This window comes from Christiangramia flava JLT2011, assembly GCF_001951155.1.
Classification (GTDB): domain Bacteria; phylum Bacteroidota; class Bacteroidia; order Flavobacteriales; family Flavobacteriaceae; genus Christiangramia; species Christiangramia flava.
Genome location: NZ_CP016359.1, coordinates 3,645,256 through 3,669,938, shown reverse-complemented (window position 1 = coordinate 3,669,938; position 24,683 = coordinate 3,645,256). Strand labels below are relative to the sequence as shown.

The following is a 24,683-nucleotide window of genomic DNA, read 5'->3' as shown; positions in this document are numbered from 1 at the left end:
GCGTAAATATATTATTTCTCATTTAAAACGGCGGTAGCTTTTATGATTTCATAAAGACCAATTCCTACAGAATTAGCGACATTCATACTACTGTTCTCGCCAAACATCTCGATGTGGTAGCTCACATCGCAGGCAGCCAGCACTTCAGGCGAAACCCCGGAACGCTCATTCCCGGCAATAAGAACAATTTTCGCATTCTTTGCTTCGGAAATTTGGTGTATCGGGCTGCTATTTTCAGTGATTTCCAGCGCGGCAATATGAAAACCGGAATTTCTGAAATGCTCGATTTCGGAAATAATGTCTTCAGAAAAACGATGTTCTACCGTCTTGAAAGTGTTCCGGGCCGTGCGTTTTAGCCTGTTACTGCCCAGATTGGGCGGCGAACCGGTAAAAATGATCTCGCTGATCCCAAATGCATCGGCCAGGCGAAAAATACTGCCAATGTTCGCGTCACCGGTTATATTGTCCAGCAACAGGATGACCGGAAATTTCCTGTTTTTAAACTGGGTTTCGGCATGAGCTAATTGTCGGTTCAATGTTCAAAAGCGTATTGGATGATATTGGCTCCCATTTTCAGGGCTTTAAGACGAGTTTCTTCCGGGTCGTGATGAACTTCCTCACTTTCCCAGCCGTCACCCAGGTCACTTTCAAAAGTAAAAAGCAGCACCAGGCGATCTTCTTCAAAGATACCGAAAGCCTGTGGTCTTAAACCGTCGTGTTCATGGATCTTCGGCAATCCGTTTGGAAAATCAAAAGTTTCGGAAAAAATTTCGTGGTTTGCGGGGATTTCTGTTAAGGTTTTCTCCGGAAATACTTTCGCGATCTCTTTGCGGATGTATTCGTTCATTCCGTAGTTGTCATCAATGTGCAAAAAACCACCGCTTAAAAGGTATTTCCGAAGATTTTCGGCTTCCTGATTACTGAAAATCACATTTCCGTGGCCGGTCATATGCAGGAAAGGATACTGGAAAATATCGGTACTACCAGGTTCTACGGTCGCTGGTTTTGTATTAATGGCCGTATGGATATTGGAATTGCAGAATTTGATCAGGTTGGGCAGAGAGGTGGGATTGGCATACCAGTCACCGCCGCCATTATATTTCAAAAGTGCGATCTCCTGCGCGTTTCCGTTCAGAAAAAAGAGAATAGGCAGGATGAAAATCAGCTTTTTCATGTGCTGAATTTACGAAGACTGGTTCACAAGTGCAACGGTATGACAGGCAACAATTGCGGCAGTTTCAGTTCGAAGGCGGCTGTCGCCCAGGCTCACCGGCAGCCAGTTATTTTCCAGGGCGGCAGCAATCTCTGCCGGGCTGAAATCTCCTTCCGGGCCTATAAGAATATGAATGTTTTCACCCTTTTTCAGTTCGTGTTGCAGTAATTTCCGTGGCTGATCGTCCTCGCAGTGTGCGATCAATTTCCGGCCTTCCGCCTGCTTTTTTATAAATTCTGAAAAATTGACGGGTTCGTTCAGAATTGGCATTCGTGAATGCAGCGATTGTTTCATCGCGCTCTGTAAGATCCTTTCGTAACGTTCCAGTTTGACCGTTTTTCTTTCCGAATTTTCACAAATGATAGGAGTGACTTCGTGAACGCCAATTTCCATGGCTTTTTCTAAAAACCATTCATAACGGTCGTTCATTTTTGTAGGGGCTACAATCATGTGCAAATGGTAGAGAGGGGCAGGTTGTTTTTCCGAAGAAATGATTCTGGCGATGCATTGTTTCATGTCATCCTGAATGATCTCAGCGATAAAAAGCAACCCTTTGCCGTTTGTGATGGTGAGCGTATCCCCAGTTTTTTTCCGAAGCACCCGCGTAATATGCTTGCTTTCGTCCCGCGGAAATATCAGTTCCTGGTCATTTTCAGAAATATGGGGATGGTAGAATAACTGCATTTAGATCTTGTATCTGGATTGTGCGGTAACCGAATAATCTGAAAAAATCTCCTGGAGAAATTTATGATAACCGGCAATCCCGATCATTGCGGCATTATCGGTCGTATATTCAAATTTCGGGATAAAGCATTTCCAGCCCCATTTCTTTTCGGCATCGACCAGCGCCTTCCTGATACCGCTGTTGGCTGAAACTCCGCCACCAATCGCCACTTGCGTAATCCCGGTCTCTTTAACCGCTTTTTTCAGTTTATCCATTAAAATACCGATAATCGTGTATTGAATAGAGGCACAGATATCTTTCAGGTTATTTTCAATGAAATCGGGATCATTTTTGGTCTCCCGTTGGATGAAATAGAGAACTGCGGTTTTAAATCCGCTAAAGCTGAAATCGAGTCCGCCTACTTTTGGCTTCGGAAATTTAAAGGCTTTTGGATTTCCTTCTTTTGAATATTTATCGATAAGCGGGCCACCCGGGTAAGGCAGTCCTAAAATTTTGGCACTTTTATCGAAGGCTTCTCCAACGGCATCATCAGTGGTTTCGCCAATCACTTCCATCTCAAAATAGTCAGAAACCTTTACAATTTGGGTGTGGCCACCGCTAATGGTCATGGCCAGGAATGGGAACTTTGGCTTGTCAAAACCTTCTTCATCAATGAAATGTGCCAGGATATGAGCCTGCATGTGATTAACCTCGATTAGGGGCACATGAAGTCCCATTGCGAGAGACTTGGCAAAAGACGTTCCCACGAGTAAAGAACCCATGAGGCCGGGACCGCGGGTAAAGGCGATTGCAGAAACATCTTTTTTATCGATATTTGCCTTCGCCAAAGCCTGATGGATCACCGGAACGATGTTCTGCTGGTGGGCTCTGGAAGCCAGTTCGGGAACCACACCGCCATATTGCCGGTGAACTTCCTGAGTTGCTACAATATTTGAAAGTATTTTTCCGTTGCAAAGTACAGCAGCAGCAGTATCATCGCAGGATGACTCAATGGCCAGGATATTTATTTTTTGATCGTTCATCAGGAATTCTTGGTCATAGAAATTGTAAATTAGGAGCAAAGTTAAAACATAAAAACGTATCAAAAAATTCTGGAAAATACTAACTAAAACCATCATCGCGCTGGTTTTGTTATTCATTATTTTACTGATCGTATTTTCCATACCTGCGGTCCAGACTTCTGTTGCTCGCAGGCTTACGCGTTCGCTTCAGGAGAAAAATGACGTGGTTCTGCGAATAGGGCGGGTTTCCATTGGATATTTTGGCGATGTGGAACTGAGCGAAATCTACATTGAAGATCATCATCAGGACACGCTGCTTACCGCAAGGGAAGTCAATACTTCCATCCTGAGCATTCCTAAATTACTGAATAATTCACCCAGTCTAGGAGATACCAGGATCGATGGTCTCCACATGAAAATGCGCCGTTATGCCAACGAAGATCGCGATAACCTGGGCATGTTCATTCAGAAACTCAAGAAGGAACCTACCGGTGACCCCGCACATTTTGAGCTGCATACCGGTAACGTGGAGATCATCAACAGCCATTACAGCTATTACGATGAAAACCTGGATAAGCAGGATGTACTGGATATTTCGAACCTGAACATTTTCGCTATTGAACTGGTGATCAATGATGAAAATATCGAGGTAGCGATTGAAAATCTTAGTGGTTACGAACATCGCGACATCCAGATCGAGAACCTGGCAACGCAGTTCCACTATGACCCTACGAGCATGCGATTGGAAAATATGAAGCTGAAAACGCCAAATTCTTTCATTGATGCTGATCTTTTCTTTAATTACGAAACCGGCGATTTTTCTGATTTTGAGAACCTGGTGCAGGTGGAAGCCGATTTTAGGGAAAGTACGATCTCCAGTACCGACTTGCTTTCTTTTTACGATGGCTTCGGAAAAGGTGAAAAAGTGAATTTCACCACCCGTTTAACAGGTACGCTGAATGATTTTCACCTGGAAAATTTCCGTATGAGCGGGATGGATCGGAGCTCGGTTGATGGGGATGTACAAATCAGGGGTTCTTTTTCCGATAATGGGGAGAACTTCAGCCTGGACGGTAATTTCAAAGAACTGAATACCAATTATTATGACCTGGTGAATTTGCTGCCTGGCCCTTTGAAAGGAAACCTTCCGGAGACCCTACGGGATTTTGGCAATTTGCAATTGACCGGCAGGACGCAGGTAACCAATTCTTCGCTGGTGGCAGATGTGGTGGTAAATACCCAACTGGGTTCTGCGGAAGGGGATTTTGCCCTGCGCAATTTCAATAGCCGCGTGAATTCAAGCTACAACGGGAAACTGATCTTTAAAAATTTCAATATTGGCCGACTGATCAAAAATGATAAACTGGGAAAAACGAGTTTCAACCTGGATTTTTCAGGGAAAGGTTTTGGCCGCGAAAACCTGAATTCTGAACTAAAAGGAAGTATTTCCAGGCTAACCTTCAATAATTACACGTACAAGAACATCCAGGTGATCGGGAATTTGAGGAATCCGGTGTTCAACGGGTATTTCATTTCGCGGGATGAAAATCTTCAGATGGAATTCAACGGTCTTGCAGATCTTTCCGAAGACATCAATAATTATGATTTTGAGGCATCCGTCCAGTATGCCGATTTGAATAAGCTGAATTTTGTGAGCCGTGACAGCGTTTCGGTCTTCAAGGGCGACGTGATTATGAATATGCGCGGCACCAGTGTTGATGATGCCGTGGGGCAGATCATGCTGCTGAATACGTCTTACAAAAACCAGAACGACCTGTATTATTTTGATGATTTAACCATCGCTTCGAGCTTTGACGAGGAAAGCGTAAGGACCATCAGGATCAATTCTCCAGATGTGATCAGCGGGCAGGTTACCGGGATCTTTAAAGTGAACGAAGTTGGTGCGCTTTTTCAAAATTCCATTGGAAGCATTTATACCAATTACCAGCCGCGAACGATCACAACGAACCAGTATATGGAGTTCGATTTTGATATTTATAACCAGATCGTGGAAGTTTTCTATCCCGATATTGAGCTGGCACCGAATACCTTTATCCGCGGAAGGGTGGAATCTGACGAGAAGGAATTTAAACTGACGTTTCGTTCGCCCAGAATCGATCTTTTCGACAATATGCTTGAAAATATCAATTTGCAGGTAGATAATACAAACCCGATCTATAACACGTATTTTGAGGCTGATAGCATTGCGACCGATTATTATAATTTTTCTGAATTCAGCTTTATCAACGTAACTCAACGGGATACACTGTTTATCCGTTCGGAGATCAGGGGAGGTCCCAAAAATGACGATATCTACAACCTGAACCTTTATCATACCATCAACGAAGACAATAAATCGGTGGTTGGGATCCAGAAATCTGATCTGAAATTCAAAGAAAAGGTCTGGTACCTGAACGAACCCGGAAATCGGGATAACAGGATCATCTTTGATAATAAATTCCGGGATTTTACGATCGATTCGCTGGTGATGAGCCATGAAAATGAAGAGATCAGGCTCAGTGGCTCTAAGCGGGATTCCACGTATAAGAATTTTAAAATGCAGTTCGATAATGTGGATATTGCCAAAATCACCCCGGAAATTGACAGTCTCGACCTAAAAGGAACCCTGGATGGTCACCTGGATTTGATACAGGAAAACGGCGCTTATTACCCGGTGAGCGATCTAACGATCGATTCGCTTAAGGTCAACGATAATTATTTGGGAGACCTGGACCTGAACGTCGAAGGGAATGAGAATCTTACGCGCTATTCGGTAAACGCGAGGCTTCACAACAAAGATGTCGAGTCGATGAGCGCTCTGGGATATATCAACGTACCGGGAGATGAACCGGTGATCGATCTGGAAGTGAATATGAACCGGCTGAATATGGCCATTTTTAGTCCGTTGGGTGGAGATGTATTGTCGAATATTCGAGGTTTTGCCTCGGGACGGGCCTTTGTTAACGGCAATTACCGGAATCCGGATTTTTCAGGAAGCCTGACGCTGAACCAGGCCGGGCTGCGGATTCCGTATTTGAACGTCGACCTGGATTTTATGAATGAGGCCCGCGTGAACCTTACCAAACAACAGTTCGAATTCAATAATATCACGATCGTTGATACAAAATACAATACCCGCGGAAAGTTGGACGGAAACATCAGGCACAAGAATTTCAAAGAATGGTTCCTGGATCTCTCTATTTCTTCAGACAGGATGCTGGTACTGGATACGGAAGCGGAGCGTGATGCGCTATACTACGGAACAGCTTTTATAGATGGAGAAGCAACGATCAAAGGCCCTACAGATCAATTAGAAATCGATGTAACGGCCGCTACCGAAAGGGGAACGGTCTTTAAAATTCCACTCAGCGATACCGAAGGTGTGGGCGATAATTCATTCATTCACTTTATTAGTCCGGAAGAAAAAGCCGCCAGGCTTGCCGGGGCTGAAATTGAAATTCCCGAGGTAAAAGGTATCGAATTGTTTTTTGACCTGGACATCACCAATGATGCAGAAGTCGAAGTAGTGGTAGACCAGACCAGCGGCAGTACCCTTCGAGGTCGTGGAGCGGGAAGTTTGCTTCTCGAAATCAACACCAACGGGAAATTCAATATGTGGGGAGATTTTATCGTCTATGAAGGAGTGTATAACTTCAAATATGCCGGGCTTGTTCAGAAGACTTTTAAAGTGGAATCTGGCGGAAGTATCAACTGGGATGGAAACCCCATGCAGGCACAGCTTGACGTCAGCGCGGTGTATTCCCTAAACGCCAATCCCGCGGTCTTACTGGAAAACCCATCGGTTAACCGCAAGATACCGGTAGACGTGGTAATCAATCTTCAGGGACAGGTGGAACAGCCGGATATTTCCTTTGATATCGATTTTCCAAATGCCAGTTCTACGGTTAAATCGGAATTGCAGTACCGTATTGATGACCGGCAGAGTAAGGAATTGCAGGCCTTGTTTCTCGTGACACAGGGAAGTTTCTACAGTGAATTCGGTCTCCGTGGTGCCGCGATCTACGGAACACTGGCCGAACGGGCTTCCAGTATCGTAAATGATATTTTTGCAGCTGATGACGGGAAGTTTCAGGTTGGAGTAAATTATGTCCAGGGTGACCGAACGCCAGATCAGCAAACGGTAGACCGGTTTGGACTCACGCTTTCCACACAGATCTCCGATCGCGTGATCATTAACGGGGAAGTTGGGGTACCCGTTGCGGGAGTGACTGAAACCGTGATCATTGGCGACCTCCAGATCGATTTTCTGCTGAATGATGACGGCTCTCTTCGTGCCAAAGTTTTCAATAGGGAAAGTAACATCCAGTTCATCGGGGAGAAAATTGGCTTTACTCAAGGTGTGGGCCTCAGCTATAATGTAGATTTTGATACCTTTAAAGAACTTATTCAGAAAATTGCCAATATCGAGCTTTCCCGAACCGAAGACCCCGTAGAAACCGATGAAAGTGCCAGGACTTTCGCTCCTTCCTATATCAATTTCCCGGAAGGAAACTGATTCGCAAAAAATTAATGTTTTCTTTACCTTTATCTTTCGGCTAAAATGGCAGCATATCATTTTAGTTCGTAGTTTTAAATGACCAATTGAAATTATATGGCTAAAAAAGTTAGAAAAATAGGCGTGATGACTTCAGGAGGGGATTCTCCGGGAATGAACGCAGCGATCAGGGCGGTCGTTCGAACCTGTGCTTATTATCATACAGATTGTGTAGGTTACTTCCGTGGTTACCAGGGAATGATCAACGGGGAATCTATGGATATGAATGCGCGAAGTGTTCGGAATATTGTGAATATGGGCGGCACGATCCTGCAATCTGCCCGTTCCAAGGAGTTTATGACAAAAGAAGGAAGGGCGAAAGCGGCGGAAAATCTTAGAGAAAATGAAGTAGATGCTATGATCCTGATTGGTGGGGACGGTACTTTTCGCGGCGGGAAAGCTTTTAGTGATGAGCACGGCATCCCTGTAATTGGCGTGCCAGGTACGATAGATAATGATATTTACGGGACTCATTATACCATTGGCTACGACACCGCGCTCAATACGGTGGTGGAAGCGATCGATAAGATCAGGGATACCGCAAGCTCGCACAATCGGTTGTTCTTTGTGGAAGTAATGGGCCGTGACGCTGGTTTTATTGCTTTGAACAGCGGAATTGGCGCCGGTGCTGAAGAAATTTTGATTCCTGAAGAAGACCTGGGGCTGGAAAGATTGCTGGATTCTCTGGAGCGCAGCCGGCGCGCTGGCAAAACTTCCAGTATCGTGGTGGTTTCCGAAGGTGATAAAATTGGGAAAAACGTGTTCGAACTAGCCGAATATGTGAAAAAGAATCTACCAGATTATGATGCCCGGGTGACCGTTCTTGGACATATACAGCGTGGTGGAAGACCTTCCTGTTTTGATCGTGTGCTGGCCAGCCGACTTTCTGTAAAAGCGGTGGAATTATTATTGGATGGGAAAAAAGACCTGATGGTGGGAATGGTGAATAACGAGATCGAATCCTGCAGCCTCGACCAGGCATTAAAAGGAAAACACACGATCAATAAAGACCTTCTCAGAATTTCTGAAATACTTTCAACTTAATGAAGACAATCGCAATAATTGCCCATGATGGGAAAAAGCCGGAAATGGTTCAATTCCTAAACGAAAACAGGGATATTTTACATGCCAAGAACATCCGGCTTATAGCCACAGGGACTACGGGGACTAAAACGGAAGCTGCGGGCTACGAGGTCGAGAAATTGCTTTCTGGCCCTTTGGGCGGTGATGCCCAGATAGCTGCAAGGATCGCGGAAGGCCAGGTGCAAATGGTCATTTTCTTTCGGGATCCCCTGGATAAGCATCCGCATGAGCCGGATATTTTTATGCTGATGCGGCTGTGCGATGTGCACAATGTACCACTGGCCACCAACCCGGCTACTGCCGAATTGCTGGTAAGAGGATTGTAAAACCTAGAATTTTACCGCGATCGCGCTGATCTCCACATTTACAAATTTCGGGAGATTGGCGACTTCCACGGTCTCTCTCGCCGGAGCATTTTCAGACTCGAAATAGCGGGAGTATACTTCGTTTATTTTTCCGAAGTTATTCATGTCACTTATGAAAATAGACGTTTTGACCACATGGTCCAGGCTGAGCCCGGCTTCGGTTAGAATAGCTTTCAGGTTTTCCAGAACCTGCAGCGTTTCGGTTTCCAAATCACCGGTTTTTAGTTCACCGCTTCCTGGATCTAGCGCGATCTGTCCTGAAATGTACAAAGTGTTTCCTGCGAAGATCGCCTGGTTGTATGGGCCGATTGGTGCAGGTGCCTGGTTGGTTTGAATGATCTTTTTCATAATCTTATAATGAGAAGTTTCGGTCTCTACGTTTTTCGTATTTGATATCGCTTAAGGCGCTGGATTTGATCCTGATCAGGAAATTCCATGATTTGTATGGCCCGAAAGGCGTCCAGCTGAAGTTCATGACCCAACTGTCCAGGTCACGGGAAAATCGCAACTGGGTAGGAGTGAAGCCGTTGTTCACGAGGTCATAACCGGAGCTGTAGCCAATTTGCCATTTTGGGGAAAGTTCCACATTTCCACTGAACATGATCGAATGAGAGGAAATATCGTTCTGCCTCCTGTTATTGGTATAATTCATTGAGTAAGCCAGCCTGATATCCCACGGAATTTCAAAATTATACCAGTCATTCTCCGCTTTGGCCTTTTTCTCTTCATTCCCTTCGAAGGGATCTTCATCGTTCATATCGTCGATGCTTTTTCCGAAGAGGTCATCAGGTCGACCACCATTTCTGAACGTTTCATTTTCCAGTTCATCGGTATTCTCCTGGCCGTCGCCTTTAAAGTCTTTACTGGAAAAGGAATACCCAAAATTCACACTTCCGTTGGTAAGCCTGAAAAGGCTTCCACCATTCTCGATATTTAGTTTGTCAATCTTTCGATTGTTATTATCCAGAGCATAGATATCCAGGTTTCCACCAAAATTGATATCCAGTTTGTTATCCAGGATCGGGATGGAACCACGCATGGATATTGGGGCCAATCTCAGGGAGTCGCCGGCCAGGTTGTAACTGGTGCTTACGCTGAAGTTATTCAGGAGTTTGATCTTCTTGGGTTCAGTCGCGGTACTGTCTTTATCGCGAACTTTCGCTTCAATGGTGTTGCTGATGCTCAGCCCTATGGAACTGGAAAAATTCTGACCCGGTGCTCCGTACAACGTTCCGTCGAACCTAGAATAATCCACCAGTTCGATCTGGTCTTCAGGATCTGTCGCACCCAGGTTTTGTCTCTCATACGTATCATAAAACTGGTCAAAACCGGGATTGATGCTGTAGCTTATCGAAGGCCTCATCGTGTGCCTGATCGCCTGGATTTTTTTATCTTTTCCGAAGTCTTTTTGCCCATAAACGGTTGTCCCGATACTGGCATTGAAATTATAGGTACGATAGGAATCGAAGCCATTCACGGTATCGATCACTTCATCGTCTAAAACCGGGTCATAAGACTTCCTGAAGGTACGGGAAACCCAGGTTTCTTCATAGCTCGTCCCGGTACTCACACTCAGGTATTTGAACAGCTTAAAGTTGGTGCTAACCGGTATGGAGTGTTGAGCGCCCAGTTTAGCATCCCTGAACATCTGCGGTTTGAAGAAAAGGGAATCATAGGTCTGGATCTGGTTTTCTGCCCGAACCTGGTACTGGAAATTGATATTTTCGAATAAGCCTTTTTTGGTTCCGCCTTTTGGAGCGAATGGGAAGATACGATCCATGCTGAGCTGCAGTGTGGGCAGGCTCATATTGATGCTCTGTGTTTGCGTATTCTGAGAATGCCTGGCCGCAAGACTCAAATTCACCTGTGGTTCTCCACTGAAAGTTTTACTATAGGAAACCGAGGAGCTGAGTGTGTTATTCAGGCGGTTACCAATATTAGACTGGTTGATGGATTCCCGGTAATATTCGCTGCTTCCCAGGTTTACAGAAGCTGAAAATCGGGAGCTTGGATTGGCCTTGGAATCCTGCGAATGCGACCACCTGATGTTGTAACTGGACTGTTCGCTGAAATCTGGGAAACCACGCTGACTATTATAGCGTTTTTCGTAACGAAAGCTTAAATTTCCTCGGAACTTATAGCGAAGGGCATAGTTGGAAGCCAGTTCAAAATTATAGGTCCCGTTGGTGTAATAACTTCCGGTAGTTAAAAGATCAGCGTAATCGCTGATCGCAAAATAATATCCTCCATTTTGCAGGTTGTAACCGTACTGGCTATCCCCAAAAGACGGAATGATAAAACCGGAGGTTTGCTCATCGGTCATAGGGAAATATCCGAAAGGCAGTCCCAATGGAGTCGGTACATCGGCGATATACATATTGACGAGTCCGGAAACAATCTTCTTGTCTGGGACGAATTTAATCTTTCTTGCATAGAAATAATATTCGGGATTATCTACGTCTTCAGAAGTGGTAAAACGCACATTCTTCATGAAATATACCGAATCGTTTTCTCTCTTGGTGACCTGTCCCTTTACATTGAATTCATTTTCCTGAGTTCGTGAATTATAGACCAGCGCCCTTTCCGTATCAAAATTGAAACGAAGTGAATCTGGTTCAATGGTTCGCTGGGCTTGTGTAAAGACAGGTTTTTGTGTGTAAACGCCTGTAGAATCCTTAATTCCGTAGGCGTAGACTTCGTTGGTGCGGTTGTCTATGACGATGAGTCCTGCCTGCATGGTCATATCGCCGTAGACCACTTTGGCTTCGTTATACAGGTACATCCGGTCTTCCACCGGGCTTAACCGCATGTAATCCTTCGCGGAATAAACTACCTTGGAGGTTAAAAATTGTGGTTTTCGAACAGAATCTACTTTGACACTATCCTGCTGCTGCAGTTCCCGGATGATCTCGTCTGAAGTTACCGCAGGGGCAACCGTATCCTGTTCAGCCTCTACAGGAATCGACTCATTTCCTGTTTCCTGAGCCTGTAAAACCAGGTTGAAGAACAGCATAAAAACTAAGCAAAAAAGAGTATTCGGGATATTTGTTTGCAATGCTTTAAGTGCTATTTTTGTCAGGGTTGGCTTGCTTTTTGTAAAGCCAAAAGTACATATATTTTTTTAGCCGACTTTTAAAGCGAAGCAAAAAATAAGTGCAAAATATTTACCCCACTAAAGCGTTAGCCTTTTATGAGAACGAACTTACTTAAACTTTTCGTATTTTCTTTCATCACAATACTTTTCAGCGGTGTTTCCCATGCTTCGGAAATGTCTCCAAACCTTGATCCCTTTGTAGTGGTGCTCGATGCCGGTCATGGAGGGAAAGACCCCGGGAATATGGGAAACGGTTATAAGGAAAAAGACATTGCCCTGAGCATTGTTTTAAAGATCGGGAAAGAACTTGAAAAATATCAGAATATTAAAGTGGTGTACACCCGTGACAGCGATGTGTTCATCCCCCTGGAAAAACGCGGAAAAATTGCCAACGATGCCCACGCAGACCTCTTTGTGTCTGTACATTGTAATTCTCATAGCTCACAGGCTCAGGGAACCGAAACTTTCGTGCTTGGACTGCACCGCAACCCCACGAATTTTGAAGTGGCCAAAAAGGAGAACTCGGTGATCTACCTGGAGGAAAACTACGAAGTGACCTATGAAGGCTTTGACCCGAATTCCCCGGAATCTTTTATAGGGTTAACGATCATGCAGGAAGAATACCTGGATCAAAGCATCCTGCTGGCAGACCTTATTCAGAAGCGTTTTACCAATGATCTCCATAAAGTCAATCGCGGTGTGAAGCAGGCCGGGCTCATCGTGTTGCACCAAACTTACATGCCAAGCGTTTTGGTGGAAACCGGTTTCCTTACCAATAACCAGGAAGGAGCTTATTTAAATAGTAGTTCCGGGCAACAAAAGATGGCAGGTTCCATTACCAAAGCGATTATCGATTACAGTCATGAGATCAATTTAAATGTTTTAAGCGATATTCAGCAGAGCCATCCGGTAGCTCAAACCGCTGATAATACCGCCCCAGATTCCCAAATTTATAAGGATATCACTTTTATGGTTCAACTGGCCGCAGGTTCTAAAAAGCTGGATACCAAGCCTTATAATTTTAAAGGATTACAGGGGGTAAGCCGTGAAAAAGAAGGTAAACTTTATAAATATTACTACGGAAAGACTTCAGATTACCTTCGAATCCAGGAATTGCATCGAGAAGCAGTTAAAAAAGGTTTTGCCACCAGTTACATCGTGGCATTTAAAAACAATGAAAAGATCTCAGTTAATGAGGCGTTAAAATCTAAGCTCAATTAGAATTGCATTTCTATTTTTATTTCTAAATTTGTGCTTATCCTTTAAAAAATTTGCTTTTGAAATATTCCAGAGAGGTTAAAACGGCCGTACTAGCTATTCTAGCAATAGTGATCCTCATATTCGGTTACAGTTTTCTCAAAGGTGAAAACCTCCTTGACGACAGTAGGACTTTTTATGCCGTATATGATGATGTGGAAGGTTTATCTCCCTCTTCGGAAGTGACCATTAATGGTCTTAAAGTAGGGCAGATCACGAATATCGACTTTTTAGACCAAACAGGTAAACTGGTTGTAACCTTTACTGTCAAGAACGATTTTCCATTTTCCAAAAACAGTACCGCTGAAATTTATGGTGGTAATATCATCGGCGGAAAGTCGCTTGCCATTATTCCAAAGTATGGTGAGCAGGCTGCAATGGCTGAATCTGGGGATACGCTTCCTGGAGGAAAAGAAGAAGGAATTATGGAACTGGTGAACGATAGACTCACTCCGCTTCAGAAGAAACTGGAAAATACCATTACGAGCGCCGATTCGATGTTGACTGCCATCACTGAAATACTGGATGATTCCACAAGAAATAATATTCGTGGTACTTTCAGAAACCTGGACGCGACCGTTTCCTCTTTCCGGGTTACCGCTACCGAGCTGGAAGGAATTGTTTCCGGGAATCATGATAAACTGGACAGAACTTTTACCAATCTGGATGAAATGTCCACAAAGTTCAACCAGTTTTCAGATACGCTTACGAGAATGAACATCAGCGAAATTACGACCAATCTCGAAAATGTGATCGCTGATTTTGAACAGATCTCCAACGATCTTAATAATGGAAAAGGTACTGCCGGCAAGCTGCTGAATGATGATGGAGTCTATAATAACCTGTACCGCGCGACCAAACAGCTCGAACAACTGCTACAAGACATTAAACTGAATCCTAAACGATACGTTCACTTTTCGGTATTCGGAAAAAAAACCGGAGATTACGAAGAACCTCAGGATTCTCTTAAATAACCGGCATGCACATCATTGCTCAGATTTTATTTGTTATCGCGCTGCTTGCGGGAGTAGGTTTCTTTGCCCGCAATATCAAAAGGCTAATTCGTAATATCAAACTCGGAAGGGAGATTGATCGAAATGACCGCGCCGGGGAACGCTTTGCGAAAATGGCAAGAATAGCCTTTGGTCAAAGTAAAATGGTTCGTAAGCCGGTGGCCGGATTTCTACATGTGGTGGTGTATCTGGGATTCATCATCATCAATATTGAAGTCCTGGAAATTGTTATAGATGGCGTTTTTGGAACACATCGAATTTTCTCTTTTATGGGAGGGTTCTATAACGTTTTGATTGCCGCTTTTGAAATCCTGGCTTTCCTAGTGTTGGTGGGGGTGATCATCTTCTGGATTCGCCGCAACCTGATGAATATTTATCGTTTTTTGAGCCGGGAACTGAAAGGCTGGCCCAAGAATGACGCGAATTATATCCTGTACTTCGAAATGGTGCTGATGTTGTTGTTCTTAACCATGAATGCAGCAGATCACCAATTGCAGCTCAATGGAGCCGAGCATTATGCTTTAGGGCACAGCATGCAAGCCGCTTTCCCGATTAGTAATTTCATTCTTCCCATTTTTGACGGAATGACGAACGCCTCTTTGGTTATTGTAGAAAGGACAGCCTGGTGGCTTCACATTTTAGGAATTCTCTTTTTTCTGAATTATCTGTATTACTCCAAGCATTTGCATATCCTATTGGCTTTTCCGAATGTATATTATTCCAAATTGCAGCCAAAAGGGGAATTTGATAACCTGGAAGCAGTTAAAAAAGAAGTGGCCTTGATGATGGATCCTGATGCCGATCCTTTTGCGGCACCCGCGGAAGATGCCGAAGAAGAACCGGAAAAATTCGGAGCATCAGATATCTTTGATCTCAATCAGGTTCAGTTATTAAATTCTTATACCTGTACCGAGTGTGGTAGGTGTACCGCGGAATGTCCTGCCAATCAAACCGGTAAAAAATTATCTCCTCGTAAGATCATGATGGATACCCGTGACAGGGTAGAAGAAGTAGGAGCGATCATCAATCAAAAAGGAAAATTTGAAGATGATGGCAAGCAATTGCTAGACGATTATATTCTGCGCGAAGAATTGTGGGCCTGTACGACCTGTAATGCCTGTGTGGAAGCCTGTCCTGTGGGGATAGATCCGCTTTCAATTATCCTGGATATGAGACGTTACCTGGTGATGGAACAAAGTGCAGCACCACAGGAACTGGCCATCGCGATGACCAATATCGAGAATAATGGCGCGCCCTGGCCTTATAACCAAATGGATCGCCTGAATTGGGCAGAAGAAAATAAATAAACTATTCAGCAAAAAACATAATTATGGCAGAAGCATTGAAAGTTCCAACTATGGCAGAATATATGGCAGCAGGAAAACAACCTGAGGTCTTGTTCTGGGTAGGATGCGCCGGAAGTTTTGATGACCGCGCGAAAAAGATCACGAAGGCTTTTGTGAAACTGCTCCAGAAGGCCGATGTAGATTTTGCCGTTTTAGGCACGGAAGAGAGCTGTACCGGTGATCCTGCTAAACGTGCCGGGAATGAATTTCTTTTCCAAATGCAGGCAGCAACGAACATAGAAGTGCTGAATGGTTACGAAATCAAAAAGATCGTGACGGCCTGTCCGCATTGCTTTAACACCATTAAGAATGAATATCCCGGTCTTGGCGGCAGTTACGAGGTTATGCACCATACGCAGTTTTTGAAATCGCTGCTGAATGAAGGCCGATTGAAAGTGGAAGGTGGAAAATTCAAAGGCAAAAAGATCACTTTCCATGATCCATGTTATCTGGGAAGAGCAAATAATGAATATGAGGCACCGCGCGATCTTCTTCGGAAACTGGAAGTGGAGCTCGTGGAAATGAAAAAATGCAAGCGCAACGGTCTTTGTTGCGGAGCCGGAGGCGCTCAGATGTTCAAAGAGCCAGAACCTGGAAATAAGGATGTGAACATCAAAAGAACCGAACAGGCCCTAGAAGTGAATCCTGAAATTATTGCCGCAGGATGCCCCTTCTGTAATACCATGATGACCGATGGTGTCAAGAATAAGGAAAAAGAAGGTGACATAGCCGTGATGGATGTAGCTGAAATGATCGCCAACGCAGAAGAACTCTAAATTTCCTAAGTTAAAACCCGGTACTAAATTTGAGTAGATTACTAAAACAATTAAGTTTGTAGTAACTCAATTTAAATTACCCATGTTAGTACCATTTAAAAGTTTACCCGATTCTTCACGGGTATGGATATATCAGGCAAATCGCTCATTTACAGATGAGGAATTACAGGAAATCAGAAGTAAATTAGACGCCTTTATTACCAAATGGACCGTTCACGGCTCTGAGCTTCAGGCTTCCTACGACATCAAATACAATCGTTTTATTACAATTGGCCTGGACCAGTCGGTCAATTCGGCGTCTGGTTGCTCGATCGATGCATCTGTGCAATTCATTCAGCAATTGGAAAAAGAATACGGAGTAGACTTATTGGATAAAATGAACGTTTCTTATAAACAGGGAGAGTTCATCGCCTATAAAAGCCTGGCCGATTTCCGAAAAATGGCCAAACAAAAGGCCGTTTCAGCCAATACTGTGGTCTTTAATAATCTTGTAAATAACAAAGCCGAATATCTTTCAGACTGGGAAGTTCCGGCATCAGAAAGCTGGCACAAACGTTTTATGAATTAATGAAGGTGAGAAAAGCCCCTAACTTTCTATTTTTTTTCGGTCTTCTTTTTAGTATTTCGCTTCAGGCCCAGGTCATGGATCCTTTGCAGACGAGCGATGCTACTGCCCAGCAAAAGTGGGTAGACAGTGTCTACAATTCGCTTTCCCTGGAAGAAAGGATCGGGCAGCTATATATGGCCAGTATCTGGTCGCAAAATGATCGGGAAGCTGATAGCGTTCGAAAATGGATCGATAAATACCATATTGGTGGACTCATTTTTTCCAAAGGAGGCCCCGTAAAACAGGCAAAACTTACCAACGAATTTCAGCAAAAAAGCAAAGTTCCTTTACTGGTAGGCATGGATGCTGAATGGGGATTGGCTATGAGACTGGACAGCACCTTTGCCATTCCGTGGAATATGACACTAGGCGCGGTGCAGGATGACCAGCTCGTCAGGCAGGCTGGAGCGGCTATTTCACGGCATGCTCGCAGACTTGGAGTGCATTTTAACTTTGCACCGGTGGTAGACATCAATACCAATCCTGATAATCCAATTATTGGCAATAGGTCTTTTGGGGAAACCCGGGAAATTGTAACTAAAAAAGCCCTGGCTTTTATGGTTGGAATGCACCAGGAAAAAGTGCTTAGCACAGCCAAGCATTTTCCGGGGCATGGTGATACGGAATCAGATTCTCATAAAACTTTGCCAAGCATTGGGTTTGACCGGGAACGAATCGATACGATCGAACTTTATCCTTATAAAAAGCTGATTTCAGCGGGATTGAGCAGCGTGATGGTCGCTCACCTCGATGTGCCGGCCCTGGAAGAACGGAGAGGCCTGCCAGCATCACTTTCCAAAGATATTATTACCGGAATTCTGAAAAAAAATATGGGTTTCCAGGGGCTGATATTTACTGATGCTCTTGGAATGAAAGGTGTTTCTCGCGACAATAAACCCGGCGAAGTAGACCTGAATGCTTTCCTGGCTGGAAATGATGTGCTGCTGATGAGCGAAGATATTGCCAAAAGTTCGGCAAACCTGGTGGAAGCCTACAATAATGGAATTATTACTGAAGACAGGCTGGCACTTTCCGTTAAAAAGATTCTTAGGGCGAAATTCAAGGTTGGTCTTCAGCATTTCAAGCCTATTGAAACCGAAAGCCTGGTGCATGACCTGAACATGCCTCGTGATTTTGCGTTGAACGAAAATCTTTTCCAAAGCGCGATCACTCTGGTGAAAAACAATAAAGCGATAGTTCCAATTAAAAAGATCACCAACAAAAAGATCGCCTATGTCAATTTAGGGAACGATGACGGCAGTGTTTTCCTGAATGAACTGAAGAAATACACCAAGGTGGATTGGGTGAAATCTGCCAGTCTTTCTGGATTATTAGAAAAACTGAAATCTTATGATGAAGTTGTGGTGGGCTTTCACAAACCGGATAACAGCCCGTGGGCTTCGTATAAATTCAGCAGTCAGGAATTGGTCTGGTTACATGAAATTGCCAGGGAAAACCGCGTAATCCTGTCAGTCTTCACCAAACCTTATGCGTTGCTGGATGTGAAGAGTTTTTCCAATATCGAAAGTATTATAGTAGGTTACCAGAATCACACGATGGCCCAGCAAAAAGTGGCACAGTTGATCTTTGGTGCTACGGAAGCAAAAGGAAAATTACCTGTTAGTATTCGCAATGAATTTCCAGTCGGGACAGGATTTCAGACTAAAACTGTTAATCGACTGGCCTATGGGATTCCTGAAAATGTGGGAATGAATTCAGAAAAACTTCAGGAAATAGATAGTATCATGAAAGTGGCCATCGATGAAAAGATGACCCCCGGCGCCCAGATCATTGTGGCCCGTCGAGGAAAAGTAATCTTTCAGAAAAATTACGGGTATCAAACCTATGAAAAAGACATTCCCGTTACAGATACTACGATCTACGACCTGGCATCGATGACCAAGATCCTGGCTACTTTACCAATCGTAATGCAACTGGATGAAGAAGGCGTTTTGAGCTTTGATACCACTATTGGTGAAATGTTTCCCGAGTATTCCAATTCCAACAAGAAAAATATCAGGTTGCAGGATATGTTGATGCATTATGCACGGCTTTCACCCTGGATACCTTTTTATATTTCGACTATTGACCGTAAAACAAACACGCTGCTGCCAGATTATTACCAGGAAAGCGCTTCGGCCGATTTTAATACGCAGGTGGCCATTAATATGTTCATCAGGAAAGATATAGGTGATACCATCGTCAAGACGATTATGGATAGTGATCTTCGGAAAAAGAGGGAATATTTGTACAGTGATCTCCCGTACTATTTACTGAAATATTACCTGGAACGTCATTTTCAGGCCAGCCTGCAAAGCCTTACACAACAGCGTCTCTACCAAAAACTCGGTGCGAACAATACAGGGTATTTACCTTTAACCAAATTTGATACACTTCAGATCGCTCCCACAGAAGATGATAAACTGTGGAGACACCAGTTGGTGCGTGGTTTTGTTCACGATCAGGGCGCTGCGATGCAGGGCGGAATTGGTGGTCATGCCGGTCTCTTCAGCAATGCCAATGATGTGGCCAAGATCATGCAGATGTACCTGGATGGGGGTGCTTATGGCGGCGAAAAATTGCTGAAGCCGGAAACGATCGAAAAATACAATACCTGTTATTATTGCGAGCAGCATGTAAGGCGTGGCGTGGGGTTCGACAAACCACAACTCGGAGAGGCTGGACCCACCTGTAATTGTGCATCAAAAAGCAGTTTTGGTCATTCCGGTTTTACCGGTACTTTTACCTGGGCCGATCCTGAGGAAGAAATAGTTTATGTATTTTTATCGAACCGGGTGTATCCCGATTCGAATAACCGTAAGCTCATTCGTGAAGATATTCGATCGAATATCCAGCAGGTGATCTACGATGCAATTGAAAATTAAAGCATGAAAATCGCAATAGTGTGCTATCCTACCTTTGGTGGTAGCGGTGTAGTGGCCACAGAACTGGGCCTGGCCCTTTCGAGAAGGGGGCATGAAGTCCATTTCATAACCTATAAACAACCGGTAAGGTTGGATCAGCTTTCTGAAAATATTCATTTCCACGAGGTGAACGTTCCGGAATATCCACTTTTTCATTACCAGCCATATGAGCTGGCATTGAGCAGTAAGCTGGTAAATGTGGTCAAGCGTTTCGGGATAGAAGTTTTGCACGTGCATTATGCCATTCCGCATGCGTATGCCGGTTATATGGCGAAGAAGATGCTGGAAGAAGAAGGAATCAGTTTGCCAATGGTGACCACGTTACACGGTACAGATATCACTTTGGTGGGAAATCATCCGTTTTATAAGCCCGCGGTGAGATTCAGTATTAATAAAAGCGATTTTGTAACGTCGGTTTCTGAAAACCTGAAACAGGACACCCTGCGATTCTTTAATATTGAAAAAGAGATCGAAGTAATTCCGAATTTTATCGATGTTTCGAAATACCAGGCTAAAGCTTTTACAGATTGCCAACGGGAGCTGATGGCTCATAATGACGAAAAGATCGTCACACACATCAGTAACTTCCGGAAGGTGAAACGCATCAAGGATGTTATTAAGATTTTTTACCGAATTCAGAAAAAGATCAAAGCCAGGCTCATGATGGTTGGTGAAGGACCAGAGCGTAAGAAAGCGGAAAAGACGGTAAAGGAATTGGGTATCCAGGATAAGGTGATTTTTCTGGGTGAAAGCAATGAAATTGATAAGATCCTTTGTTTTTCAGATCTGTTCCTGCTGCCATCTGAAACAGAAAGTTTTGGATTGGCTGCTCTTGAAGCAATGGTCAACTCTGTTCCCGTAATAAGCTCTAATTCAGGAGGTTTACCGGAAGTCAACAAACACGGTCAAAGCGGTTACTTATACGAGGTTGGCGATGTGAAGTCGATGGCTAACGGCGCCATCTCTATTTTGGAAAATAATGATACTCTTGCCCGTTTTAAGCAACAGGCCAGGATAGCTTCGGAAAGATTTGACATCCACCAGGTCGTTCCGATGTACGAGGAATTATATCAGAAAGCTTTAATACTAGCATAAAAAAAGGTGAAGTTTTAAACTTCACCTTTTTCATTTTTCTGATAAATTATTGTTCCTAGAACTGGTATCTAATACCCAGAGCGATATCCGGACTGAAGTCATTGTGATCTACATAATCAGAAAACCCGATTTCCGGTCTAAAGTCAAGTGATAACAACAATGGGAAGTCGAAATTGTATTCAATTCCCACATCGCCGGCGATCAAACCAAATGCACCATCCCGGTAATCATTGTCGTTATGACGGTTGTCGTCATAATTCCCAAGACCGGCACCGGCACCTAGGTACCAGTTAAAACCACCTTCAATGTTCCAAATCCACTGGTAAAGACCTACGAGTTTGATGGCATCGTAATGGCTGTCGTTTCTCCAGCCAAGGTCAAATTCCAAACGGTTGTTATCCATTCCAACAGCTCTTTGATACGAAACTTCAGCACCATATCCATTTCCGCCTCCAACTCTCAGACCTAAAGCATTGTCTGAAATTTCTTGGGCTGTTACACTGTTAAAAGTCGCAGCTCCAAAAATGAATGCTGCCATTAACGCTAGTTTTTTCATATTCGATTGAATTTTTTATTAAGCAAATTTAGACTGATTAACGTTCTCACAACGCAAGACCTAGCAAATCTATTGTTAATATTATTTAAAAAACTGTTAAGCGCAGTCCGTGAAAACTGCTAAATTTGGGTACATGAAGCAGAATTTTCAATCCCTGAAGAAGCAATTTAAAGGAGAATTCCATACCGATCTCCTTCGAAAATCTATTTACGCCACCGATGCTTCGGTATATCGGGAAATCCCCGAGGCCGTTTGTTACCCAAAAGACGATAGTGACCTACAGTCTCTGATCCTGTTCGCTTCGGAAAATGCAATTTCACTTATTCCCAGAACCGCGGGAACCTCGCTTGCAGGGCAATGTACCGGGAATGGAATCGTGGTAGATGTTTCCAGGTATTTTACAGATGTGATCAAAATTGACACCAACCAAAATCGGGTTAGAGTACAACCAGGTGTCATTCGGGATGATTTGAATCGAAAACTTCTGAAGCACGAGCTTTTTTTTGGACCCAATACCTCAACTTCCAACAGGTGCATGATTGGGGGGATGGTTGGGAATAATTCGAGCGGAACGACCTCTATTAAATATGGTACCACCCGTGATAAGGTCGTTTCAATCAAAGGATTTTTAAGCGACGGATCGTTGGTGGAATTTGGGGAAATAAGCCGGAAAGATTTTGAAGCTAAAATGGAACTGTCTTCACTGGAAGGGTCTGTTTACCGAAAGATCTATGAGATTTTAAACAACCCGGTGAACCGCGAGGAGATTCAGAAACAATTTCCTCCGCGCAGTTTACACCGCCGCAATACAGGATATGCGCTGGATGAGTTACTGTATAACGAAGTTTTTTCGGAAGAAGATTCGAGGTTCAATATGTGCAGGCTTATCGCCGGAAGCGAGGGGACTTTGCTATTTATGACTGAAATTGAACTGCAATTAGACCCGCTGCCGCCAAAATTTTCAGCCATGATCGCCTCTCACTATCCCAGCATTAATTCCTGTATGCTGGACGTGGTTCCTGCCATGGAGCACCCGCTGTACACTTGTGAGATGATGGATAAGGTGATCTTGGATTGCACCAAGCAGAACCTGAAATATCGCGAAAACAGGTTTTTTATACAGGCAGACCCGGAAGCGATTCTCATGCTGGAATTGCGCGCAGATTCAGAAGTGGAACTCCAGAATATGGTAAGCCGCTTGCAGGAGACCTTGAAAAAATCAGGATTATCTTATGCGGCTCCGGTGTTATATGCCGAGGAGATCGAAATGGCTCTGGATCTTCGGAAGGCGGGACTTGGATTGCTAGGAAATATTGTGGGTGATAAGAAAGCCGTGGCCTGTATCGAAGATACGGCTGTCGCGCTGCCAGTGCTGGCGAATTATATTGAAGAGTTCAGCGAGATCATGAAAAAATATGATCAGAAGGCGGTTTATTATGCACACGCCGGGGCGGGAGAATTGCATCTACGTCCAATTTTGAATCTCAAGAAGGCTGAGGAAGTACAGCTTTTCCGAAAGATCACGGAAGATGTAGCGCATCTGGTTAAAAAATATAACGGCTCTCTCAGCGGGGAGCATGGTGATGGGCGTTTGCGGGCTGAGTTCATTGAAAAGATGATCGGTTCGCATAATTACAGTCTTCTGAAGGATCTTAAATTCACGTTCGACCCCAAGAATATTTTCAACGCCGGAAAGATCGTTAATGCCGACGCGATGGATACCTTTTTGCGGTACACTCCGGATAGAAAAGAACCTGAGATCCAGACATTGATGGATTTTTCAGATTCTGAAGGGATCTTGAGGCTGGCGGAAAAATGTAACGGAAGTGGAGATTGCAGGAAATCAGTGGAAGCTGGTGGTACTATGTGCCCCAGTTATCGCGCAACCAAAGACGAAAAAGACACCACGCGGGCACGTGCCAATGCTTTACGGGAATTCCTGACTAACTCCGATAAACCGAATAAATTCGATCACCATGAACTCAAAGAGGTACTGGATCTGTGCATTAGTTGTAAAGGTTGTAAGAGCGAGTGCCCTTCTAACGTGGATATGGCCGCTCTCAAAGCTGAATTTCAGCACCAATATCATCAGACTCATAAGCCAAATCTCAGGGATAAGACCTTTGCGAATATTTCGGCATATAATGCAAAAGCGGCAAAAATTCCGAAGCTTTCCCGTTTTATTTTCAGCAATAAGCTCACATCTGGAGTAGCCAAAAAAGTTATGGGTGTTGCACCGGAAAGGGAATTACCAAAAGTGGGCAAACAAACGCTAGCGGCTTATTTTAAAAAACATCAGCAGGAATTAAAGGTTGGAAACCCTATTAAAACGGTGTATCTTTTTAATGATGAATTCACGAATTACCTCGATGTTTCCGTAGGAAAAGATGCGCTGCAGCTGCTTAAAAAACTGAATTACCAGGTGGAGATGATCGATCACCCGGAGAGCGGGCGCAGTTTTCTTTCAAAAGGTTTTTTGACAGAAGCTAAAAAACTGGCTAACCAGAACATCGAGATTTTTAAAGACCTGATTACTTCTGAAAGTCCGTTGATCGGGATCGAACCCTCTGCAATACTAAGTTTCAGGGATGAATATCTTCGATTGGCTGAAGACAGAACTGCAGCTGAAAAGCTGGCCAAAAACAGTTTCATTATCGAGGAATTTCTGAAAATGGAGATTTCAGCAGGAAATATTTTGGCTTCCCAGTTTACGGCTAAAAAAGCCCAGATTAAGATTCATGCGCACTGTCATCAGAAAGCACTTTCCAATAGTTCCAGGACCTTTGATATTTTGAACCTTCCGAAGAATTATAAGGTGACAATTATTCCTTCTGGCTGTTGCGGGATGGCCGGATCGTTCGGTTACGAGAAGGAACATTACGAGATTTCCATGCGTATTGGGGAAAATTCGCTATTTCCGGCTGTTCGAAAAGCGGAAAAAACCACGATCATCTCGGCTAACGGAACCAGTTGTCGCCATCAGATCTTTGACGGCACGGGAAGAAAGGCGCAGCACCCGGTAAGTATCCTTCGGAAAGCAATTCTATAAATATTCGTTAATTAATAAGCCTTGAACCCACTAGGCTTCTAATAATTAATACATTTAGAATTGA

18 protein-coding genes are annotated in these 24,683 nt (G+C 43.9%); 11 read left to right on the top strand and 7 right to left on the bottom strand.

The features are described 5' to 3' along the window. Positions 1–11: 11 nt before the first annotated feature. Genes GRFL_RS16340 through tsaD form a run of 4 tightly spaced genes read right to left on the bottom strand, consistent with a single transcriptional unit; the run spans position 12 to position 2,920 of the window. Positions 12–536: a TrmH family RNA methyltransferase gene (locus tag GRFL_RS16340; RefSeq protein ID WP_083645618.1), complete on the bottom strand. Its 525-nt coding sequence runs from the start codon at positions 534–536 to the stop codon at positions 12–14. After that, positions 533–1,174 (bottom strand): DUF4159 domain-containing protein, encoded by a 642-nt coding sequence (locus GRFL_RS16335; RefSeq protein WP_083645617.1) that lies wholly within the window; start codon positions 1,172–1,174, stop codon positions 533–535. Before GRFL_RS16335 ends, GRFL_RS16340 begins: the two co-directional genes overlap by 4 nt. 9 nt (positions 1,175–1,183) lie before the next feature. Then, positions 1,184–1,897, bottom strand: a complete 714-nt coding sequence (locus GRFL_RS16330) for a 16S rRNA (uracil(1498)-N(3))-methyltransferase (RefSeq protein ID WP_083645616.1) — start codon at positions 1,895–1,897, stop codon at positions 1,184–1,186. Continuing rightward, entirely contained in the window at positions 1,898–2,920 is a 1,023-nt protein-coding gene (tsaD, locus tag GRFL_RS16325) for a tRNA (adenosine(37)-N6)-threonylcarbamoyltransferase complex transferase subunit TsaD (protein ID WP_083646218.1), read from the bottom strand. It abuts the gene before it with no gap. Positions 2,921–3,026: 106 nt separating this feature from the next. Here tsaD and GRFL_RS16320 point away from each other — a divergent pair, with 106 nt between their 5' ends. From GRFL_RS16320 to GRFL_RS16310, 3 genes are all read left to right on the top strand, one after another. Next, on the top strand, positions 3,027–7,415 hold the full coding sequence (locus tag GRFL_RS16320) for a translocation/assembly module TamB domain-containing protein (RefSeq protein WP_083645615.1): 4,389 nt from the start codon (positions 3,027–3,029) through the stop codon (positions 7,413–7,415). Positions 7,416–7,511: 96 nt separating this feature from the next. Next, a complete protein-coding gene (gene pfkA, locus GRFL_RS16315; protein WP_083645614.1) occupies positions 7,512–8,498 on the top strand; it encodes a 6-phosphofructokinase in 987 nt (328 codons plus the stop codon). Beyond that, positions 8,498–8,863, top strand: a complete 366-nt coding sequence (locus GRFL_RS16310) for a methylglyoxal synthase (protein WP_083645613.1) — start codon at positions 8,498–8,500, stop codon at positions 8,861–8,863. The genes pfkA and GRFL_RS16310 overlap by 1 nt, the downstream gene beginning before the upstream one ends. 3 nt (positions 8,864–8,866) lie before the next feature. Here the strand turns inward: GRFL_RS16310 and GRFL_RS16305 are convergent, their stop codons facing one another. Beyond that, complete coding sequence (locus tag GRFL_RS16305) at positions 8,867–9,250, bottom strand: RidA family protein (RefSeq protein WP_083645612.1); 384 nt, start codon at positions 9,248–9,250, stop codon at positions 8,867–8,869. A gap of 4 nt (positions 9,251–9,254) precedes the next feature. Beyond that, the gene (locus GRFL_RS16300) at positions 9,255–11,915 is read right to left on the bottom strand and encodes a putative LPS assembly protein LptD (RefSeq protein ID WP_236995820.1); all 2,661 of its coding nucleotides are present in this window, start codon (positions 11,913–11,915) and stop codon (positions 9,255–9,257) included. 177 nt (positions 11,916–12,092) lie between these two features. On the opposite strand from GRFL_RS16300, the gene GRFL_RS16295 reads away from it, so the two are divergent. From GRFL_RS16295 to bshA, 7 genes are all read left to right on the top strand, one after another. Next, the gene (locus GRFL_RS16295) at positions 12,093–13,217 is read left to right on the top strand and encodes an N-acetylmuramoyl-L-alanine amidase family protein (RefSeq protein ID WP_083645610.1); all 1,125 of its coding nucleotides are present in this window, start codon (positions 12,093–12,095) and stop codon (positions 13,215–13,217) included. A 56-nt stretch (positions 13,218–13,273) separates the two neighbouring features. Continuing rightward, positions 13,274–14,227, top strand: a complete 954-nt coding sequence (locus tag GRFL_RS16290; protein WP_169833979.1) for an MlaD family protein — start codon at positions 13,274–13,276, stop codon at positions 14,225–14,227. Positions 14,228–14,232: 5 nt separating this feature from the next. Beyond that, positions 14,233–15,573, top strand: a complete 1,341-nt coding sequence (locus GRFL_RS16285) for a 4Fe-4S dicluster domain-containing protein (protein ID WP_083645608.1) — start codon at positions 14,233–14,235, stop codon at positions 15,571–15,573. Positions 15,574–15,596: 23 nt separating this feature from the next. Next, positions 15,597–16,388: a (Fe-S)-binding protein gene (locus GRFL_RS16280; protein ID WP_083645607.1), complete on the top strand. Its 792-nt coding sequence runs from the start codon at positions 15,597–15,599 to the stop codon at positions 16,386–16,388. Between the two features lie 82 nt (positions 16,389–16,470). After that, positions 16,471–16,956, top strand: a complete 486-nt coding sequence (locus GRFL_RS16275; protein WP_083645606.1) for an ABC transporter ATPase — start codon at positions 16,471–16,473, stop codon at positions 16,954–16,956. Next, a complete protein-coding gene (locus tag GRFL_RS16270) occupies positions 16,956–19,880 on the top strand; it encodes a serine hydrolase domain-containing protein (RefSeq protein WP_083645605.1) in 2,925 nt (974 codons plus the stop codon). The genes GRFL_RS16275 and GRFL_RS16270 overlap by 1 nt, the downstream gene beginning before the upstream one ends. A 3-nt stretch (positions 19,881–19,883) precedes the next feature. Continuing rightward, positions 19,884–21,014 (top strand): N-acetyl-alpha-D-glucosaminyl L-malate synthase BshA, encoded by a 1,131-nt coding sequence (gene bshA / locus GRFL_RS16265; RefSeq protein WP_083645604.1) that lies wholly within the window; start codon positions 19,884–19,886, stop codon positions 21,012–21,014. A gap of 55 nt (positions 21,015–21,069) precedes the next feature. Here the strand turns inward: bshA and GRFL_RS16260 are convergent, their stop codons facing one another. Then, on the bottom strand, positions 21,070–21,570 hold the full coding sequence (locus tag GRFL_RS16260; protein ID WP_083645603.1) for a hypothetical protein: 501 nt from the start codon (positions 21,568–21,570) through the stop codon (positions 21,070–21,072). Positions 21,571–21,703: 133 nt separating this feature from the next. On the opposite strand from GRFL_RS16260, the gene GRFL_RS16255 reads away from it, so the two are divergent. Further along, entirely contained in the window at positions 21,704–24,619 is a 2,916-nt protein-coding gene (locus tag GRFL_RS16255) for an FAD-binding and (Fe-S)-binding domain-containing protein (protein WP_083645602.1), read from the top strand. Positions 24,620–24,683 lie beyond the last annotated feature (64 nt).

Bases quoted from the DNA above. Each gene is read 5' to 3' on its own strand.
- tsaD (WP_083646218.1), bottom strand. From the start codon at position 2,920: ATGAACGATCAAAAAATAAATATCCTGGCCATTGAGTCATCCTGCGAT.
- GRFL_RS16285 (WP_083645608.1), top strand. From the start codon at position 14,233: ATGCACATCATTGCTCAGATTTTATTTGTTATCGCGCTGCTTGCGGGA.
- GRFL_RS16300 (WP_236995820.1), bottom strand. From the start codon at position 11,915: ATGCTGTTCTTCAACCTGGTTTTACAGGCTCAGGAAACAGGAAATGAG.
- bshA (WP_083645604.1), top strand. From the start codon at position 19,884: ATGAAAATCGCAATAGTGTGCTATCCTACCTTTGGTGGTAGCGGTGTA.
- GRFL_RS16335 (WP_083645617.1), bottom strand. From the start codon at position 1,174: ATGAAAAAGCTGATTTTCATCCTGCCTATTCTCTTTTTTCTGAACGGA.
- GRFL_RS16295 (WP_083645610.1), top strand. From the start codon at position 12,093: ATGAGAACGAACTTACTTAAACTTTTCGTATTTTCTTTCATCACAATA.
- GRFL_RS16280 (WP_083645607.1), top strand. From the start codon at position 15,597: ATGGCAGAAGCATTGAAAGTTCCAACTATGGCAGAATATATGGCAGCA.
- GRFL_RS16330 (WP_083645616.1), bottom strand. From the start codon at position 1,897: ATGCAGTTATTCTACCATCCCCATATTTCTGAAAATGACCAGGAACTG.
- GRFL_RS16270 (WP_083645605.1), top strand. From the start codon at position 16,956: ATGAAGGTGAGAAAAGCCCCTAACTTTCTATTTTTTTTCGGTCTTCTT.
- GRFL_RS16275 (WP_083645606.1), top strand. From the start codon at position 16,471: ATGTTAGTACCATTTAAAAGTTTACCCGATTCTTCACGGGTATGGATA.
- GRFL_RS16255 (WP_083645602.1), top strand. From the start codon at position 21,704: ATGAAGCAGAATTTTCAATCCCTGAAGAAGCAATTTAAAGGAGAATTC.
- GRFL_RS16260 (WP_083645603.1), bottom strand. From the start codon at position 21,570: ATGAAAAAACTAGCGTTAATGGCAGCATTCATTTTTGGAGCTGCGACT.
- GRFL_RS16305 (WP_083645612.1), bottom strand. From the start codon at position 9,250: ATGAAAAAGATCATTCAAACCAACCAGGCACCTGCACCAATCGGCCCA.
- GRFL_RS16310 (WP_083645613.1), top strand. From the start codon at position 8,498: ATGAAGACAATCGCAATAATTGCCCATGATGGGAAAAAGCCGGAAATG.
- pfkA (WP_083645614.1), top strand. From the start codon at position 7,512: ATGGCTAAAAAAGTTAGAAAAATAGGCGTGATGACTTCAGGAGGGGAT.